Below are 17,779 nucleotides of genomic sequence, written 5' to 3'. Positions count from 1 at the left end.
CCGCTCGGTCCGCTCGGTCCGCTCGTCCCCGCCCATCCCGCTTGGTCCGCTCGGTCCGCTCGGTCCGCTCGTCCCCGCCCATCCTGCTTGGTCCGCTCGGTCCGCTCGGTCCGCGCTGACCGGCCCGGCCGCTCCGGTCGGCTCGGTCCGCTCGGTCCGCGCTGACCGTCCCGGCCGCTCCGGTCGCGCAGGCGTGGCGGGGTCGCCTGGTGGTCCTTCGCGCTGAACCGATTGCGATATCACCAGCCTGTTCCGGCTTCGCGTGCTGATGATCCACTCCATTTCGCCGACATTGCTGTATCCCGCGACCTGGATACCCCAATGTCGGCGATATGGAGTGGATCATGCGCGCGGCGGCCCAGATCTGTCCGCCGAGTCCCAAATGTCGGCCGGGAGAGCGGGCTGGCGGGTGACCGGTGCGGAGGGGTGCACCGCGAGCCGCCGGGCAGGCGGGGCGTCACGCCCGCGAGGCCCGGGTGGGCGGGAACTGGTTGTCCGCTCGCTCGCGGTCGACTGGTCGACTCTCCAGGGCCCGCTCAGAGTCGGCGTGTCGTCGACGACGGGCGGGCCGCAGTCGCCAGCGGGCCGGCTCTGGGCTGGAGTGTCGGCGGTGGGGTTGCGCCGGGGTTGTCTGCGGGCCGGTTTCGGGCTGGAGGGGTCGCGCCGGTTGCCAACGGGCCGGCTCAGGGCTGCCGCGTCGGGCACTTGCTCCGCGGCTGCTCGTCGTCGTGCGGAGCCCAGCATCGTTTTCACGAGGGATCTTCCCACTGACAAGGAACTTGTAACCCTCGATGTCTTCATGCCTCAACATTGATGGGATCCATTTATCCTCTTCGATGGGAGTTCCATGAACGTCTCTCGGCTCGGCGGGCCGATCCTGTCCCTGTTCCGCATCGTGACCGGCCTGCTGTTCACACTGCACGGCCTGTCCTCGATCTTCGGGTTGTTCGGCGGCAACCCGATGACCGGCGCGGCGATACCGTTCGGCACCTGGCCGGGCTGGTGGGCCGCGCTGATCCAACTGCTTTGCGGCGCGTTGGTGCTGGCCGGGCTCTTCACTCGGCCGGCCGCACTCCTCGCGTCCGGCTCGATGGCGTACGCCTACTTCGTCGTGCATCAGCCGGAGGGTCTGCTGCCGCTGCACAACGGCGGTGAGCTGTCGGCGCTCTTCTGCTGGTCGTTCCTGCTGATCGCGGCTCTGGGTGCGGGCTCCTGGTCGCTCGACACTCTGCTCGCCCGGCGTCGCGCCGAAACTCCGCCCGTGTCGGTGGCTGAGCCGAACTCGATGGTCGTCTGACCGCACGCGTACCGCGCGTCGCCGGAGCCTCGACGAGGCGGTTCCGGCGACGTGCCCCGGTCTGGGGTCATTCCGGCGGCGGAGCGTCAGGCTGGCGTGCGCGCGCCGAGAACCGCGTGCAGGAGGCCCGGGTAGAGGCGGTCCAGTTCGTCGCGGCGGAGGCGGACCAGGCGGCTGGTGCCGGCGGCCCGGGTGCGGGTCAGGCCCGCCTCGCGCAGCACTTTGAGGTGGTGGCTGCGGGTCGCTTTGGAGACGCCGAAGTCGAAGCTGCCGCAGGCGGATTCGCCGCCCTCGGCGAGTGCCCGGACGATCTGTAGCCGCACGTCGTCGGCGAGTGCGGCCAGCACGGTGGTGACCGGTATGTCGGTCAGGTCAGGTTCGTGCGGCTCCATGTGACCAGTGTAACCGTTGTTCGACAATCGTCGAACGACACCCTAGGGTCGGTGTCGTTGGTTCGACGATACTCGAACATTGGAGCTGACGATGCGATCCCGCGCCGCCGCCTATCCGCTGCTCGCCGTGCTCGGTTGGGGCGTGATGTTCCCGGTCCTGGCCAGTGCGCTGACCCGGATCGACCCGCTCAACCTGACCACCGCCCGCTACCTGCTCGCCGCCGTCATTCTCGTCGCCATTCTGCTGCTCCGCGAGGGCTCCGGCGCGCTGCGGCCCGGCGGCCGGGCCGTCGAGATCGTGGTGCTCGGCGTAGTCGGCTTTGCCGGCTTCAACCTGCTCACCAACCTGGCGCTCGAACACGCCGCCCCCCAGCAGATCTCCCTCTTCGTGGCCACCACCCCCGTGATCACTCAGCTGGTCCGGTGGGCCCGTGACGGCGTACGGCCGAAGCCGCTCTTGCTGGCCCTCTCCCTGGTGGCGCTCCTCGGCGTCGGCCTGGTGATCACCCGCGGGAGCCTGGCGGGGCTCGGCCAGTTCGGTCTCGGCGGCCTGATGATGATCGGCGCGGTGCTCGGCTGGGGCATCTACACGCATGGTGCCAGCCGGTTCGGCGACTGGTCGCCGCTGCGCTTCACCACACTGACCGCGCTCGCCGGCACAGCCGCCATGCTGGCCGCGAGCATCGGCGCCGACGCCGTCGGTTGGCAGCACGCGCCGGCCGCCGCCGACCTCGCGGCGGTCGCCCCGCAATTGGCGTACGCCGTGATTGTGGCTGCCGTGATCGCGGTCCTGGCCTGGAACACCGGCGTGCAGCGGCTCGGTGCCGCCAACGCCGCGCTGTTCATGAACCTGGTCCCGGTGACCACCTTCGCGGTTCAGATCGCCCGCGGCTACCGCCCGGAACCCGTCGAGCTGGTCGGTGCCGCCATCACGATCGCCGCGCTGATCGCCGCGAACCTCGCCACCAGGGCGCGGGTCCGGCCCTCGTCCCTGCCGCAGTCGACCGCGGTCACGGACCAGATCGCGGTGGTCGACCCGGTGGCGGTGAACGCCCGCTGACCCACCCACTGGGATGGGCGCTGGAGGCTGCGCCCGGCTTTGCCTAGACTCGACGTCACAACTGCATACCTCATCCAGAGGGGCTGAGGGATACGGCCCGACGACGCCCCGGCAACCACCCCGCGCGCTCACCGCTGAGCGCCCCGCGGGGCAGGTGCCAATTCCGTCCCCGCCGCACCGTGCGATGCGGGGAAAGATGAGAGGACTCTCGACATGACGTCGACGCTCGCCCAATCCGGCATCGGCACCTCCGCCAGCCCCGCCCGCGCCCTGGTCTGTCGCGCCTGCTCGGCCTGCTACCCGCTCGTCGCCCAGCATGCCTGCTACGAGTGTTTCGGCCCGCTGGAGGTCGACTACGACACCGCCGCCCTGGCCACCGTCACCCGTGAGCAGATCGAGGCCGGCCCGAAGAACATCTGGCGGTACGCCGCACTGCTCCCCGCCGGTCAGGACCCGGCCAGCCGGGTCACCCTCGACCCGGGGCTGACCCCGCTGGTGGCGGCGCCGCACCTCGGCGCCGAGCTGGGCTTCACCGCGCCGCTCTGGGTCAAGGACGACAGCGCCAACCCCACCCACTCGTTCAAGGATCGCGTCGTCTCGGTGGCGCTCACCGCCGCGAAGGCGCTCGGCTTCACGCGCTTCGCCTGCGCGTCGACCGGCAACCTCGCCAACTCGGTGGCCGCGCACGCCGCCCGCGCCGGGGTGCCCTCGGTGGTCTTCATCCCCAGTGACCTGGAACAGGGCAAGGTCATCACCACCGCCGTCTACGGCGGTGAGCTGGTCGCCATCGACGGCTCCTACGACGATGTCAACCGGCTCTGCGGCGAGCTGGTGGAGACCGACGAGTTCGAGGACACCGCGTTCGTCAACGTGAACGTCCGGCCGTACTACGCGGAGGGCTCCAAGACCCTCGGCTACGAGGTGGCCGAGCAGCTCGGGTGGCGGATCCCGGCGCAGGTGGTCATCCCGATGGCCAGCGGCGAGCTGCTCACCAAGATTGACAAGGCCTTCTCCGAGCTGGTGGAGATCGGCCTGGTCGAGGCCCCGGCCGGCGGTTGGAAGGTCTTCGGGGCCCAGTCGGCCGGCTGCAACCCGATCGCCACCGCTCTGCACGCCGACACCGACACGATCATCCCGGTCAAGCCCACCGGCATCGCCAAGTCGCTCAACATCGGCGACCCGGCCGCCGGCCTCTACGCCCTGGAGGCGGTCCGCCGCACCGGCGGGTGGATGGAGTACGCCGACGACGACGAGATCCGCGCCGGCATCCGCGATCTGGCCCGCACCACCGGTGTCTTCGCCGAGACCGCTGGCGGGGTGACCGTCGCGGTGCTGCGCAAGTTGGTCGAGTCCGGTCGGCTCGACCCGACGGCGGAGACCGTCGTGTTCAACACCGGCGAAGGACTGAAGACCATCGACGCGGTGGCGGGCCAGGTCGGGCCTTCCCACCACATCAAGCCCTCGCTGCGTGCCGCCCGCGACGCCGGCCTGCTCGGCTGACCCCGCCCGCGCCCGCGCCCGCGCCCGCGCCCGCGCCCGCGCCCGCGCCCGCGCCTGTGGCGTCGGTCCGGGTCGCTGGCGTCGCGATATTGATCGGCTCCGTTTCGCCGACGTGGCGGTATCCGAGCGCCTGGACACCGCCACATCGGCGATCTGGAGTGGATCACGTGCTGGGTCGGGGTCGCGTGGGGAAGAGCCGCCCGGTAACTGGAATTTCGCTGTGAGTGTGGAAAACCCGCCGCTCTGTACTTGACGGCAGGAACCGGACGGCGCAAGATGCTCCGTGCGGGAGGGCATTTCGCCGAAGACTTTTGAAGTTCTTGCGACCCAACGCCGGAGGCGTTGTGCGAGTGTCCCTCCCGACCACGTTCGATCGGGCCAGCGAATAATTCGCTGGCCCGATCGCTTTTCCGGGTGCACGCTCGGCGGCATGAGCATCACGATCGCGTCGTTCGACGGCGCCGACCGGGCTTCGGTCGACGAGGCGTACCTGATCGGGGCGGCCGTCAGCGACGCCGATCTGCCGGACCTGCCGCCCTTCTGCCGGCGGCGGTTCGACGCGATGTTCCACACGCCGATGCCCGGCACCCGGTCCCTCTGGGCGCTGGCCCGACTGGACGGCGTGCCGGCCGGTTACCTCCAACTGGACCTGCCGCAGCTCGACAACACCGACAACGCCACCGCCGAGCTGGTGGTGCATCCGGAGCTGCGGCGGCGGGGCGTCGGCCGGGCACTGCACGAGTACGGGCTGCGCCTGCTGCGGGAGCACGGACGCAAGCGGGTGGTCGCGATGGCCGTCTCCGCGCTGCCCGGCGGGCCCGCCCGAAGCGTGGCGGGTGACGCGTTCGCCGCCTCGACGGGCGCTCAATCCGCCCTGGCCGAGGTGCGTCGTCGGCTCGATGTCGACGAGATTGACCGGGTCGCGCTGCGGGCGGCGTTGGCCGAGGCCCAGCCGCGGGCCGAGGGCTACCGGTCGGTCTGCTGGCAGGGGGCGACCCCGCAGGAGTACGTCGCGGACATCGCCTACCTGGACGGCCGGCTGCTCATCGACGCTCCCATGGGGGACGTGCAGTGGGAACCGGAGCAGGTGGACGCCGAGCGCATCCGCGGCAACGACCGGGCGTTGGACGCCAGGGGCCGGCGGCGTTACCACCTCGGGATGCGCCACGAGGCGACCGGCCGGCTGGTCGCCTGGACCCTGCTGGACGTGGGCGCCTCCGCCGACTGGCACGCGTTCCAGCAGATCACCATCGTCGACCCGGCCCACCGTGGGCACCGGCTCGGCCTCATCGCCAAGGCCGAGAACCTGCACCACCTGCTCACCCACGAGCCGGCGGTCCGCATGATCGACACCTGGAACGCGGCAAGCAACAGCTACATGGTGGCGATCAACGAGCAGCTCGGCTTCCGGCCGGTGGACGCCTGGACCGACTGGCAGCTCACGCTCTGACGGACGCTGGTGCTCGCGGACGTGACTCAGGCATGCGGCGTTGTCTGTCATCGGCGCTTCTGCTCCCGAACACGGCTGCGGCATGATGGCGGGCATGACGGAGACCCCGCAGCCCCTGTACGACAGGCACGCCGACACCCTCAACCGTGCGCTGACCGCGATCACGGAGCGGGGCTACTGGTCCGCCTATCCCGAATCTCCCAGCCCCCGGGTGTACGGCGAGACCGCCGCCGCCGACGGTAAGGCCGCCTTCGAGGCGTACCTCGGTGGTGATTTTCCGCTCGACCAGCCGGGCGCCGGTGAACGCGTCGCCACCGAGACGAGCCCGTTCGGGGTGGAGTTGGCGGTGCGCTACCCGCATGCCGCCCCCGGCGAGCTGATCGACGCCGCCTCCGCCGCGCTTCCGGCGTGGCGCGACGCCGGCCCGCAGGCCCGGGTGGGCGTCTGCCTGGAGATCCTCGACCGGCTGCACAAGCACATCTTCGAGCTGGCCAACGCGGTGCAGTTCACCAGCGGGCAGGCGTTCGTTATGGCCTTCCAGGCCGGCGGCGCACACGCGCTGGACCGGGCGCTGGAGGCGTTGGCTTACGCGTACGCCGAGATGACCCGGCACCCGGGGACGGCAGGCTGGGAGAAGGCCGCCGGCAAGGGTGACCCGCTGCGGATGACCAAGACGTTCCACGTCGTGCCGCGTGGGGTGGCGCTGGTGATCGGCTGCAACACCTTCCCGACCTGGAACTCGTACCCCGGGCTGTTCGCCTCGCTGGTCACCGGCAACCCAGTGATCGTCAAGCCGCACCCGCGCGCGGTGCTGCCACTGGCCATCACCGTGAAGTACGCCCGGGAGGTGCTCGCCGAGGCCGGCTTCGACCCGAACCTGATCATGCTGGCTGCTGAGGCCCCCGGCGAGAAGCTCGCGAGCGACCTGGCCCTGCACCGCTCCATCCGGATCGTCGACTTCACCGGCTCCACCGAGTACGGCGACTGGCTGGAGACGCACGCCCGGCAAGCGTCGGTCTACACCGAGAAGGCCGGCCTGAACACGGTCGTCATCGACTCCACCGACGACTTCGCCGGGATGTGCCGCAACCTCGGTTTCACGCTGACCCTCTACAGCGGCCAAATGTGCACCACCTCGCAGAACATCCTCATCCCCGCCGGCGGCATCGAGACCGACCAGGGGCGCAAGAGCTTCGACGAGGTGGCCGGCGGAATCGCCGCGGCGGTCGGCAAGCTCACCGCGGACCCGGCCCGAGGCGTGGAGCTGACCGGCGCCATCGTCAACGACGGGGTGCTGGAGCGGCTGGCCGAGGTGACCAAGGTCGGCGAGCCGGTGCTGGAGTCGCGGGCCGTGATCCACCCGTCGTACGCCGACGCGGTGGTGCGTACCCCGACGATCGTGAAACTGACCGCGGACGACGCGGAGACGTACGGCCGGGAGTGGTTCGGGCCGATCTCGTTCGCCATCGCGACCGACTCCACCACGCACAGCCTGGACCTGCTGCGCCGCACGGTCGGCGAGAAGGGCGCGCTCACCGCCGGGGTCTACTCCACCGACGAGGCCGTGCTGGACGCCACCGAGGCGGTCGCGGTCGAGGTCGGGGTGCACCTGTCCTGCAACCTCACCGGCGGGGTCTTCGTGAACCAGTCGGCGGCGTTCTCCGACTTCCACGGCAGTGGCGCCAACGCGGCGGCGAACTCGGCGTTGACCGATGGGGCGTACGTGGCCAATCGATTCCGGATCGTGCAGTCTCGGCGGCACGTCTGATCTGTGGTTGTTGCTTTTGGGCTTTCCGGGGCGGCCCGCCCTGCTTGCGGTTGGGGGTTTCCGGGGCAGCCCGACCCGCTCCGGGCGGTCAGGCTTGATCCCTGCGCGGGTCGGGCTGCCCCGGAAACCCTTTGTGGGCACGGTGGTCGTGGGCGTCTCTGCGCCTGCGCTGTCCCATCAACCCATGATCGTGCTGCAACCAGGATGTAGTGGTAACCGTTTGCGGGGAGGCCACTCGATCCTGGTTGTAGCGCGATCATGGGGTTGGCGGCGTCGACAGCGGGTCATTGCGCGGCGGGGTTCAGGCCGTTCGGCGCATTTGTAGTTCGGTCAGGGCCGGGATCGTGGGGTGGGGGACCCGTACGCCGGTGTCGGTGAAGCCCAGCCGCTGGTAGGCGCGGTAGGCGCGGTTGTTGCCGACCACCACCTCCAGCAGCAGCTCCGGCCGGCCGCAGGCCCGCGACCAGGCGGCCACCCCGTCCACCAGGTCGCCGAGCAGCCCGCCGCCCCGCCAGGCTGGCGTGACGTAAACGGCGTAGATCACGGTCAGCCCCGGCTCGTTCGGGGCGACCGTGCCGCCGGCGTGTCCGACCAGCCGGCCGCCCGGATCGGCGATGAACTGTGCGTTGGTGGGACCGGCCGAGGTGAAGGCGACCCGGGCGGCGAACTCGGTGTGCGGTCGGGCCGCCGCGTCCGCCAGGGTCTCCAGGAAAGCCAACGGTGCGTCGGCGAGCATCTCCAGGCGTAGCGCCCGCATCCGGGCGGCGTCGCCAGGCCGGACCCGGCGGATCTGCGTCTGCCGGAGGGCGGCTGGGCCGGTATCGGTGGTCATGCCCGCATGCCTACCACAGGGGTGGACACCATTTTCCGAGCACGGCTGGAGGCGGTGCCGGAGCGGCCAGAACGGTGCCCGATTTGTGGTCGTGCGCGGTCGTCATCCCTCGTGTAGCGTGCGATTCCGGTCACCTGCTTCAATGGCCGCCATCGATCGCTGGGGCGGTGGTCCGAGGGCGCCCGGCCGCGCCGTGCGCCGGGTCAGGCAACGCTGCGCAGAGTGAGGGAAGTGCACCGTGGCACAGGGCACCGTGAAATGGTTCAACGCCGAAAAGGGCTACGGCTTCATCGCCGTCGACGGCGGTCAGGACGTGTTCGTTCACTTCTCCGCAATCGAGATGGACGGCTACAAGGCGCTGGATGACGGTCAGCGGGTGGAGTTCGAGATCGCCCAGGGGCAGAAGGGCCCGCAGGCCGAGCACGTACGCGTCATCGCCTGAGCTTCCTCCCCGATCGGCCCCCACGTCGGGGCTGCGGCACGGGCGCGCAGCCGGGAAGATCGTGAACCGTTCCAGCCAATGCTGAGGAGCGTTCATGACCGACGAGTCACCCCCGCCCACCCCACCCTCCGGGCCGGGTGAGCCGGGCCCGTCCGAGCCGGGTCCGTCCGAGCCGGGTCCGTCCGAGCCGACCCCGCCCCACGGCGGTTTCAACGCGACGCCGGGCACGGCGTCTGGCTGGGATCCCGCGCGGGGTGCGGCCGGTCCGCCCCCGCAGGGCTGGGCTTACCCGCCACCCGGGGGCTACCCGCCCGGGGTGGGCGCTTACGGCGGACAGCCCGGGTGGGGTCCCTCTGGCGGGCAGCCCGGGGCGGGTCCCTATGGCGGGCAGCCGTGGTATCCGGGGTCGGCAGTCGGCTGGTACCCGCCGGGTTACGGGTTCGACCCGAACGACCCGCTGGTCACTCCCCCCGGTGCCGGTCTTGCCGGATGGTTCAACCGGTGTTGGGCAGCGTTGCGCCGGGGTTGGCGGCAGTTGGTGCCCATCATGCTGCTCACCCAGGTGTTGCCGGCGGCGGTGCTTTCGGTGATCTCCCTCGGTCTGGACCCGACGGCGAAGTGGGCCGCCCAGGCCGAGGCGGATCCGACCGCCGTGCTGCCGGACAATTTCGCCGCCGAGTTGGTGAGCCTCATCGTCGTGCTGGTCGGCGGCAGTTTGTTGATCGGGTTGCTGCAGGCCGCCGGGTGGGCCGCCGGCAGTTGGGTGATCACCCAGCAGGCGGCCGGTCGGCCGGGCAGCCTCGAGTCGGCGCTGCGCTATGGCCTCCGTCGGGCGCTCGGGCTGTGGGGCTGGACCCTGTTGGTCAGCGTGATCGTCGGCGTCGGCCTCTGTTTCTGCGTGCTGCCCGGCATCTACCTGGCGTTCGCGCTGAGCATGGCCGGCCCGGTCTACCTCTTCGAACGCCGCGACCCGATCGGCCGATCGTTCGGGATGTTCCACGCCCGGCTCGGCCTGGTGCTCGGTCGGGTGGCCCTGGTGGCCCTGGCGGTGATCGTCGGCAGCCTGATCCCGGGGGCGCTGGAGGGGGCGGGCACCTCCGCGTTCGGTACGGATCCCTTCGCGTCGCCGGGTGCCGCGACCGGGGCGGTGGCGGTGATCGGGGTCACTGCGGTGCTGGCGCTGCCGGCCCACCTCGCCCAGTTGATCGGTCTGCTGGTGACGTACGCCGAGCAGCGGGCCCATGAGGCGCCGGTGAACACTGCCGGACTGGCCGCGGAACTCGGCTGAGCGGCCCCATCGTGCTTGCACTCGGCAGGGGAGAGTGCTAAACAAGTCATTGGCACTCGCATACCGTGAGTGCCAATGGTCGGGACGGTGGGGCCAGGTTGCACCGGCGTGGAGACGCCGGGGCGGCACATGGCCGGTCGTCGCGGGCTATCCGGCCCGGCCGAAGGACGTCGTCGTCGCCAGGTGGCGACGTCCCAAGGTGCGTACACCAGGCGGCCCATTCGAGGCACACATCTCGGGTGGCCCGTGAGTGTCCAGGAGGACAACGCCGTATGGCCAAGATGATCGCGTTCGACGAAGAGGCGCGCCGCGGCCTCGAGCGGGGCATGAACCAGCTCGCCGACGCCGTAAAGGTGACCCTCGGCCCCAAGGGCCGCAACGTCGTGCTCGAGAAGAAGTGGGGTGCCCCCACCATCACCAACGATGGTGTGAGCATCGCCAAGGAGATCGAGCTCGAGGACCCGTACGAGAAGATCGGCGCTGAGCTGGTCAAGGAGGTCGCCAAGAAGACCGACGACGTTGCCGGTGACGGCACGACGACGGCGACCGTCCTGGCCCAGGCCCTGGTTCGCGAGGGCCTGCGCAACGTGGCCGCTGGCGCCAACCCGATGGCCCTGAAGCGGGGCATCGAGGCTGCGGTCGCGAGCGTCTCGGAGGAGCTGTCCAAGCTCGCCAAGGACGTCGAGACCAAGGAGCAGATCGCCTCCACCGCCTCCATCTCCGCTGGCGACAGCACCGTCGGCGAGATCATCGCCGAGGCGATGGACAAGGTCGGCAAGGAAGGCGTCATCACCGTCGAGGAGAGCAACACCTTCGGGCTGGAGCTGGAGCTCACCGAGGGTATGCGCTTCGACAAGGGCTACATCTCGGCCTACTTCATGACCGACCCGGAGCGTATGGAGGCCGTCTTCGACGACCCGTACATCCTGATCGCCAACAGCAAGATCTCGTCGGTGAAGGACCTGCTCCCGATCCTGGAGAAGGTCATGCAGTCGGGCAAGCCGCTGCTGATCATCGCCGAGGACCTGGAGGGCGAGGCCCTGGCCACCCTGGTGGTCAACAAGGTCCGTGGCACCTTCAAGTCGGTCGCCGTCAAGGCGCCGGGCTTCGGTGACCGCCGCAAGGCCATGCTGACCGACATCGCCATCCTCGCCGGTGGCCAGGTCATCAGCGAGGAGGTCGGCCTCAAGCTCGACGCCGCCAGCCTCGACATGCTGGGCCGCGCCCGCAAGGTCGTGGTGACCAAGGACGAGACCACCATCGTCGACGGTGCCGGTGACGCCGAGCAGATCCAGGGTCGGGTCAACCAGATCCGGGCCGAGATCGACAAGAGCGACTCCGACTACGACCGCGAGAAGCTGCAGGAGCGGCTGGCCAAGCTGGCCGGCGGCGTTGCGGTCATCAAGGTCGGCGCGGCCACCGAGGTCGAGCTCAAGGAGCGCAAGCACCGCATCGAGGACGCCGTTCGCAACGCGAAGGCTGCCGTCGAGGAGGGCATCGTCCCGGGTGGTGGCGTCGCGCTGGTTCAGGCCGGCAAGACCGCCTTCGACAAGCTCGACCTGGTCGGCGACGAGGCGACCGGTGCGAACATCGTCAAGGTCGCGCTGGACGCCCCGCTGCGGCAGATCGCCGTCAACGCCGGCCTCGAGGGTGGCGTCGTGGTGGAGAAGGTCCGTAACCTCGAAGCGGGTCACGGCCTCAACGCCGCCAACGGCGAGTACGTGGACCTGCTGGCCGCGGGCATCATCGACCCGGCCAAGGTGACGCGCTCGGCGCTGCAGAACGCCGCTTCCATCGCGGCGCTCTTCCTCACCACCGAAGCCGTCGTCGCGGACAAGCCGGAGAAGAACCCGGCTGCCCCGGCTGGCCCGGGTGGCGGGGACATGGACTTCTGAGTCCAGTTCCGACACAGAACGGGGCGGGCCGCTGACGCGGTCCGCCCCGTTCGTCGTCAGGTCGGTAGTGGGCGCTGGTTGCGCTGTTTGTGCGCCCGGTCGTACGGCGGAAGCAGCTGGATCGGCGCGTCCACCATCTCCTGCGGCTCCTCGACCACCGACGGTGAGTCGTCGGTGGTCATCTCGGCCAGTTGCTCGGCGTCGCCGTAGTCGAGCCGGTCGAACGGCAGTTGGCCGGGGAGCTCGCCGACCGGTTTCCAGGTGATCGGCGGGCCGTCCTCGGTCTTGTCGTCATCCGTGGTCATGGCTGCCTCCTCTACCAAAACGGTAGGGGGCGTCGATGGCCGGTGCGGGCGAATGGCGCTATCTGGACCAGCGTCCCGTTCGCCCCTTATCGCGCTCCGACCGCTCTCCGGTACAGGAAGAAGACCCGCTCGATCCGGGCGCCCGCGCTGCCGGAATAGAACGGCACCGGCCCCGCCCAGCCGATCTGTGCCCGGTCCAGGCCCGTTGCCTGCTGGTCCCGTAGGCAGCGGCGCAGCAGCACGCCACCGATGCCCGACCCCTCGGCGGCCGGCGCGGTGCCCATCGGCCCGAACCAGCTCGGCCGGGACGACCCGTACGCGGCGAAGCCGAGCACCTCGCCGTCCCGTTCCGCCAGGTGGCAGCCGGCGCCGTCCCGACCCACCGACCCGGCCAGCTCGCCGTCCCACGCGCCACCGAAGGTGGACCTGGCGAACGCGGCCAGCGCCTGCAGGTCAGCCGGCTCCGCCCGGCGTACGGTGACGCCCTGATCGGCCAGCCGCCGCTCGGCCGCCTCGGTGGAGCGCAGTGCCGGCGACCCGTCGTACGACAGGTCGGCGGTCATGTTCCAGGCGGTCCGGTCCTGCTGGTAACCCAACGCGAGGGCGGCGCAGACCGCCGGCGTGTAGCGGACGTCGATGCCCGGCCACGCGTAGTACGGCGGGTTTCCGGCCAGCAGCACCTCGGTCACCGCGCGTTCGGCGAGCACACGCTCGGCCCGGCGGAGCAGCGCCCGGCCGACGCCCCGGCGGCGATGCTCGGGGAGGACCGCGACCAGGTCCACGTGCCCGATGCCCGGCTCGGTCGACGACACCGAGCAGAGCAGCACCCCGACCAGATCCTCGCCCCGGTATGCGCCCAGCCCGACCACCGGTCGGTCGGCGGCGGCCCGGGGCCAGAGCACGTCCACGATGGGGGCCGCCTCGGCGGCGTCCTCGGGAAGGTCGAGGGCCTGCGCACAGAGCCGGACCACGGTGGGAGCCAGGTCGGGGGTCAGTTCGGTGACGATGATCTCGGCGTCCATGGTCGCCGACCCTAGGTCACCGGGGGCTCGGCCCGCACTCCCGCCCCATCCTCACCGCTGAGCGGCTCGGACGGCGGCGAAGGCGTCGACCTGGCCGGCGCCGGTGACGTTCGAGGGGCCACCGCAGGCGTCGGTCGGGTTGCCGGAGCGGTAGGTCGGCGTCGCCGCGGTGGCGGTGTCCCGCAGGATCTGCCGGGTGCGTTTCACGTCGCCGACCAGCGCCGGGTTCGCCGACCACATCAGCGCGACCACCCCGGCCACCTGCGGGGTCGCCATCGAGGTGCCGTCGAGCGCGGCGTACGTGCCGCCCGGCATCGCGGACACCACACCCACACCCGGCGCCAGTACGTCCGGCTTACCCGTGCCGCCCGGCACCGGCCCCCGCGAGGAGAACTCGGCCACCCGGCGCTGCGCGTCCACCGCGCCCACGGTCAACACGTCCGCGTACGGCGCGGGCGGGTCGTCGATCGACGCGCACCACGGGCCGGTGTTGCCGGCTGCGGCGACCACGAAGATCCCGGCGGCGTCGAGTGCCGCGGTGGCCGGCCGCAGTACGCCCCGGTCGCAGCCCTCGATCGCCGGGCAGCCCCACGAGTTGGTCAGCACCTGCGGGGCGCGCTCCGGTCGGCCGTCGGTGAACGGGTCGCCGCCGGCCGGGAACGGCGCCAACATGAACTGCAGGCAGTCCAGGTAGTGCGCCGGGTTGCCGAGGTTGCGGTCCAGGTTGACGCAGCCCACCCACTGCGCGTCCGGCGCCACCCCGATGCCGTCCCGCCCGACCGCGCTGCCCACCGTGTGGGTGCCGTGCCCGCCCTTGTCGGTCGGGTTCCGGCTGCCGTCCCACGGGTCGTACCAGGAGTCGTCCCCGCCACGGAACCCGGCTCGCAGCGCCGGGTGGGCGCCGTCAACTCCCGAATCCGAGCTGCCGACCACGATGCCCGTGCCGGTCACCCCGAGTTGGGACCACACCCGGTCGGCGCCGATCTGGCGGATGTTCCACTCCGGCCCGCTGGGCGGTGGGGCGGTGCCCCGGGTCTGCCCGGCCGGGGCTGGCAGCGGCCGCAGGCGCTGGCTGACCAGCACCCGGGCCACCTCCGGTCGGCGGGCGAGCCAGGCCCGTATCGCTGGGCCGCCGTCCACCTCGACCGCGTTCACCAGGTAGTACGACACCGGGTCGAGTCGTAGCCGGTTCAGCCCTCGGAGCAGGTCCGTCTGGCTCTGCTCGGCGGTCGTCACCAGCCGGCGGTAGACCTCGGCCGCCCGGGCGTCCCGCCCGGCCCGACCTGGCGCCCCGGCCGGTAGTCCGGTCAGGTCGGCCTGCGCGCGCAGCACCACGAGCAGCCGTTCGCCGTAGAAGCCCGGCTGGCCGGGGCCGAGGTCGACCACACCGAACGCCACCAGCAGCACCACGGCTGCCACCGCGGCGACCCGACGGCTCGGGGTGCCGGCCGTCGGCCGGGCGAGCAGCACCGCGTACCCGATGGCGACCAGGACCGCGACGGCGAGCCCGGCGCCGGCGGCGGTCGCCACCCAGAACGGGACGTCCCGGGTGCCGACCAGCAGCAGGGTGATCTCTTCCGGGTCGGTGAAGGCCAGCGGGCCGAGTACGGCCAGGCCCACGAGCCAGCCGGTCGCCGTGCGGCCGGCGCGTGTGGCGGCGGTCGGGTCGGCGGTGGGACACCAGGTCGCGGCCCACAGCGCGGCCAGCACGAAACCCATCGGCGGCACGGTCAGCAGCGCGGGCAGCTGCGCACCGGACTGACCGGTGCCGGCCGCGAGCAGCAGCAGCGCCACTCCGGCGACCAGACCTCCGACCAGCACCAGCCGGGCCGGCCGGGGCGGCCGTCCGACGGCGAACCCCGACCAGAAGGTGGCATCCAGCAGCGTGGCGGCCAGCACACCGAGCGCGGCGGCCGCGAGTAGCGCGAGCGCCGTCTCCAGGAGCCCGCCGAGCGCGCCCAGCCAGGCCCACGGCAGCAGCAGCGCCACCCCGGCGGCGACCGCGAGCAGGGGCACCGGCCCGAGTCGGCGCAACCCCCGCTGGCGGCCGACCGGCTCCGGGCTTCCGTCAGCCTGCGGCGCGGCGTCGCCGCTCGACGCCGCACTGCCAGGACCCTGCGCGGCCGGCGTCGCACCGACGACCGAGCCGGCCCACCACCGTGCCGACCGGCGTACGGCGAGCGCGGTGAGCGACGCCACGCCGGCCAGCGCGGCCAGGTACGCCTCGTGGTGCACCGGCGGCACGACCCGCAGCAGCGTCAGCACCCCGAGGGCGAGTGCCCCGAGCAGCCAGAGTCGCCCGGTGGCCCGGACCGTGCTCGACCGGGGCAGGACGGCCAGCAGCAGGGCGGGCGTGCCGACCAGCAGGACGGTGGCCAGGCCGAGCACCGGCCAGAGCCAGCCGACCCGGTCCCGTCCGAAGCCCAGCAGCACCTGATCGGTGAGCCAGCCACCGGTCTGGGTGGCCACGGTGACCGCAACCGTCCAGCCGCCGGCAAACACGGCCGCGACCACCGGCCACGGGCTGGCCCGGCCCGGCGGCAGCGGGTGGGGCGGCGTTTGACCAGCGGGTGACGGAGGCCCGACCTGCATGACTCGCACAGTACGGGGCGGGCTGCGAATGTCGACACGCCGGCGCGACGGTTACGGTGGACGGGTGCGTGACCCCAATGTGTCCCGATCCGTCGCCGGTCAGCTCTCGCCGGTCCGCCGCGCCTCCGACCTGCGTCGACTGCGCGCCGAGCGCTTCGACGTGCTGGTCATCGGCGGCGGGGTGACCGGTGCCGGTGCCGCCCTGGACGCGGCGTCCCGAGGCCTGAAGGTGGCCCTGGTCGAGGCGCGCGACCTTGCCGCGGGCACCTCCAGCCGGTCCAGCAAACTCATCCACGGTGGCCTGCGTTACCTGGAGCAGTTGGAGTTCCACCTGGTCCATGAGGCGCTCACCGAGCGCGGTCTGCTGGCCACCCGGCTTGCGCCGCACCTGGTGCGCCCGGTGCCGTTCCTGGTGCCGCTGCCGGCCGGGCGGGGCCTACGGGACCTGCCGGCCCGGATCTTCCGCCGCTCGTACTACGGCGCGGGCGTGGCCACCTACGACGCCTTCGCCGGAGTCTTCGGCGGTGGCCGGGGCATGCCGCTGCACCGGCACCTGACCCGGGAAGGCGCCCGGAGGATCTTTCCGAGCCTGCGGGCCGACGCGGTGTCCGGCGCGATCCGCTACTACGACGGGCAGGTCGACGACGCCCGGTTGGTCGTCACTCTGGCCCGCACCGCGGCCAGCCTCGGTGCCACGGTGGTGAGCAGCGCTCGCGCCGTCGGGCTGATCCGGCAGGCACGCGAGGTGACCGGCGTGCGCGTTCGGGACCTGGAGGCGCCGGCCGGCTCACCGGACGCGGAGTTCGAGGTGCAGGCTCGTACCGTCATCGCCGCCACCGGTGTGTGGAGCGACGACATGTCCCGGATGCTCAACGACGTGGGCCTGCGGCCCGGCGTCCGGGTACGCGCCTCCAAGGGGGTGCACCTGGTGGTGCCCCGCTCGGCGATCACCGGCGAGACCGGGCTCATCCTGCGTACGGCGAAGTCGGTGCTCTTCGTCATCCCGTGGGGCGGGCACTGGATCATCGGCACGACGGACACCGACTGGCGGCTGGACAGGTCCCACCCGGCCGCCTCGGCCAGCGACATCGACTACCTCCTGCGGGAGGTCAACACCGTGCTGGACCGGCCGTTGACCACCGCGGACATCGAGGGGGTGTACGCCGGGCTGCGACCACTGCTGGCCGGCGAGGCCGACTCGACCTCGAAACTCTCCCGTGAGCACGCGGTCTTCGAGCCGATGCTCGGGCTGCTGCTGGTGGCCGGCGGCAAGTACACGACGTACCGGGTGATGGCTTCCGACGTCGTCGACCGGGCGGCCCGCCGGCTCGGCGGCGCCCGCTCGTCGCGCACCGCCGACCTGCCGCTGCTCGGCGCCGACGGGTATCCGGCGATGTGGCGGGACCGGGCCGACCTGGCCCGCCGGCACGGCGTGCCGGTGGGCGTGGTGGAGCACCTGCTGGAGCGGTACGGCACCCTCACCCTGGACCTGCTGACGCTGATCGACGCCGATCCGCTGCTCGCGTCCCCGCTGGCCGGTGCTCCGGAGTATCTGGCCGCGGAGGTCGCCTACGCGGCGCGGGCCGAGGGCGCGCTGCACCTGGAGGACGTGCTGACCCGGCGGACCCGGATCTCGTTCGAGACCAGCCACCGGGGGGTGGAGTCGGCGGAGCACACCGCCGAGCTGATGGGCGCCGTGCTCGGCTGGGACGCCGCCACCCGGGCACGCGAGGTCGAGCACTATCGCGCCCGGGTGGAAGCGGAGCGGCAGTCCCAGTTGATGCCGGATGACGCTGCGGCGGACGCGGCCCGGCTCGGCGCCCCGGACGTGCGGGGTTACGCGGCCGACCGGGGTGGCGACGACGACCAGGCGGAGCTGCGTCCGTCCGCTCGATGACGATTTGGAACGTTACCGAGCGGTAACCGTCGATAGTGA

The 17,779-nt window shown here is 71.8% G+C and carries 14 protein-coding genes and 1 riboswitch; of the genes, 9 read left to right on the top strand and 5 right to left on the bottom strand.

Annotation, left to right across the window (positions count from 1 at the left end; all coding sequences use genetic code 11):
• The first annotated feature begins 847 nt into the window (after positions 1–847).
• A complete protein-coding gene (locus JOD64_RS12130; protein ID WP_204942324.1) occupies positions 848–1,297 on the top strand; it encodes a DoxX family protein in 450 nt (149 codons plus the stop codon).
• Between the two features lie 86 nt (positions 1,298–1,383).
• Here the strand turns inward: JOD64_RS12130 and JOD64_RS12125 are convergent, their stop codons facing one another.
• Entirely contained in the window at positions 1,384–1,689 is a 306-nt protein-coding gene (locus tag JOD64_RS12125; protein ID WP_204942323.1) for an ArsR/SmtB family transcription factor, read from the bottom strand.
• A 91-nt stretch (positions 1,690–1,780) separates the two neighbouring features.
• Between JOD64_RS12125 and JOD64_RS12120 the strand changes: the two genes are divergently transcribed.
• From JOD64_RS12120 to paaN, 4 genes are all read left to right on the top strand, one after another.
• The gene (locus JOD64_RS12120; protein WP_204942322.1) at positions 1,781–2,749 is read left to right on the top strand and encodes a DMT family transporter; all 969 of its coding nucleotides are present in this window, start codon (positions 1,781–1,783) and stop codon (positions 2,747–2,749) included.
• A gap of 67 nt (positions 2,750–2,816) precedes the next feature.
• A riboswitch (SAM riboswitch) is annotated at positions 2,817–2,952 on the top strand.
• A 10-nt stretch (positions 2,953–2,962) separates the two neighbouring features.
• Entirely contained in the window at positions 2,963–4,249 is a 1,287-nt protein-coding gene (gene thrC, locus JOD64_RS12115) for a threonine synthase (protein ID WP_204942321.1), read from the top strand.
• A 430-nt stretch (positions 4,250–4,679) separates the two neighbouring features.
• Complete coding sequence (locus JOD64_RS12110) at positions 4,680–5,699, top strand: GNAT family N-acetyltransferase (protein WP_204942320.1); 1,020 nt, start codon at positions 4,680–4,682, stop codon at positions 5,697–5,699.
• A 94-nt stretch (positions 5,700–5,793) separates the two neighbouring features.
• On the top strand, positions 5,794–7,467 hold the full coding sequence (gene paaN, locus JOD64_RS12105) for a phenylacetic acid degradation protein PaaN (protein ID WP_204942319.1): 1,674 nt from the start codon (positions 5,794–5,796) through the stop codon (positions 7,465–7,467).
• Positions 7,468–7,768: 301 nt separating this feature from the next.
• Here paaN and JOD64_RS12100 read toward each other — a convergent pair whose 3' ends face one another.
• The gene (locus JOD64_RS12100) at positions 7,769–8,299 is read right to left on the bottom strand and encodes a GNAT family N-acetyltransferase (RefSeq protein WP_204942318.1); all 531 of its coding nucleotides are present in this window, start codon (positions 8,297–8,299) and stop codon (positions 7,769–7,771) included.
• A 238-nt stretch (positions 8,300–8,537) separates the two neighbouring features.
• Here JOD64_RS12100 and JOD64_RS12095 point away from each other — a divergent pair, with 238 nt between their 5' ends.
• The 3 genes from JOD64_RS12095 to groL all read left to right on the top strand — a co-directional run bounded on the left by JOD64_RS12095 (position 8,538) and on the right by groL (position 11,924).
• Positions 8,538–8,741 carry a cold-shock protein gene (locus JOD64_RS12095; protein ID WP_039909088.1) on the top strand — a complete coding sequence of 68 codons (204 nt, stop codon included), beginning with the start codon at positions 8,538–8,540 and terminating at the stop codon, positions 8,739–8,741.
• A 547-nt stretch (positions 8,742–9,288) separates the two neighbouring features.
• Positions 9,289–10,029 (top strand): hypothetical protein, encoded by a 741-nt coding sequence (locus JOD64_RS12090; RefSeq protein WP_204942317.1) that lies wholly within the window; start codon positions 9,289–9,291, stop codon positions 10,027–10,029.
• 272 nt (positions 10,030–10,301) lie between these two features.
• Positions 10,302–11,924, top strand: coding sequence for a chaperonin GroEL (gene groL / locus JOD64_RS12085; RefSeq protein WP_088950420.1), 1,623 nt, complete (start codon positions 10,302–10,304; stop codon positions 11,922–11,924).
• Positions 11,925–11,980: 56 nt separating this feature from the next.
• Here the strand turns inward: groL and JOD64_RS12080 are convergent, their stop codons facing one another.
• The 3 genes from JOD64_RS12080 to JOD64_RS12070 all read right to left on the bottom strand — a co-directional run bounded on the left by JOD64_RS12080 (position 11,981) and on the right by JOD64_RS12070 (position 15,843).
• Positions 11,981–12,229, bottom strand: a complete 249-nt coding sequence (locus JOD64_RS12080) for a hypothetical protein (RefSeq protein WP_204942316.1) — start codon at positions 12,227–12,229, stop codon at positions 11,981–11,983.
• Between the two features lie 86 nt (positions 12,230–12,315).
• Complete coding sequence (locus JOD64_RS12075) at positions 12,316–13,251, bottom strand: GNAT family N-acetyltransferase (protein ID WP_204942315.1); 936 nt, start codon at positions 13,249–13,251, stop codon at positions 12,316–12,318.
• Between the two features lie 51 nt (positions 13,252–13,302).
• Positions 13,303–15,843: a S8 family serine peptidase gene (locus tag JOD64_RS12070; protein WP_204942314.1), complete on the bottom strand. Its 2,541-nt coding sequence runs from the start codon at positions 15,841–15,843 to the stop codon at positions 13,303–13,305.
• Positions 15,844–15,922: 79 nt separating this feature from the next.
• Between JOD64_RS12070 and JOD64_RS12065 the strand changes: the two genes are divergently transcribed.
• Positions 15,923–17,740, top strand: a complete 1,818-nt coding sequence (locus JOD64_RS12065) for a glycerol-3-phosphate dehydrogenase/oxidase (protein WP_204946026.1) — start codon at positions 15,923–15,925, stop codon at positions 17,738–17,740.
• The last annotated feature ends 39 nt before the right edge of the window (positions 17,741–17,779 follow it).

Origin of the sequence: Micromonospora luteifusca, assembly GCF_016907275.1 — a bacterium.
GTDB lineage: Bacteria > Actinomycetota > Actinomycetes > Mycobacteriales > Micromonosporaceae > Micromonospora > Micromonospora luteifusca.
Note: the sequence above shows the minus strand (reverse complement) of the source record. Positions and strands in the feature narration are given on the sequence as shown.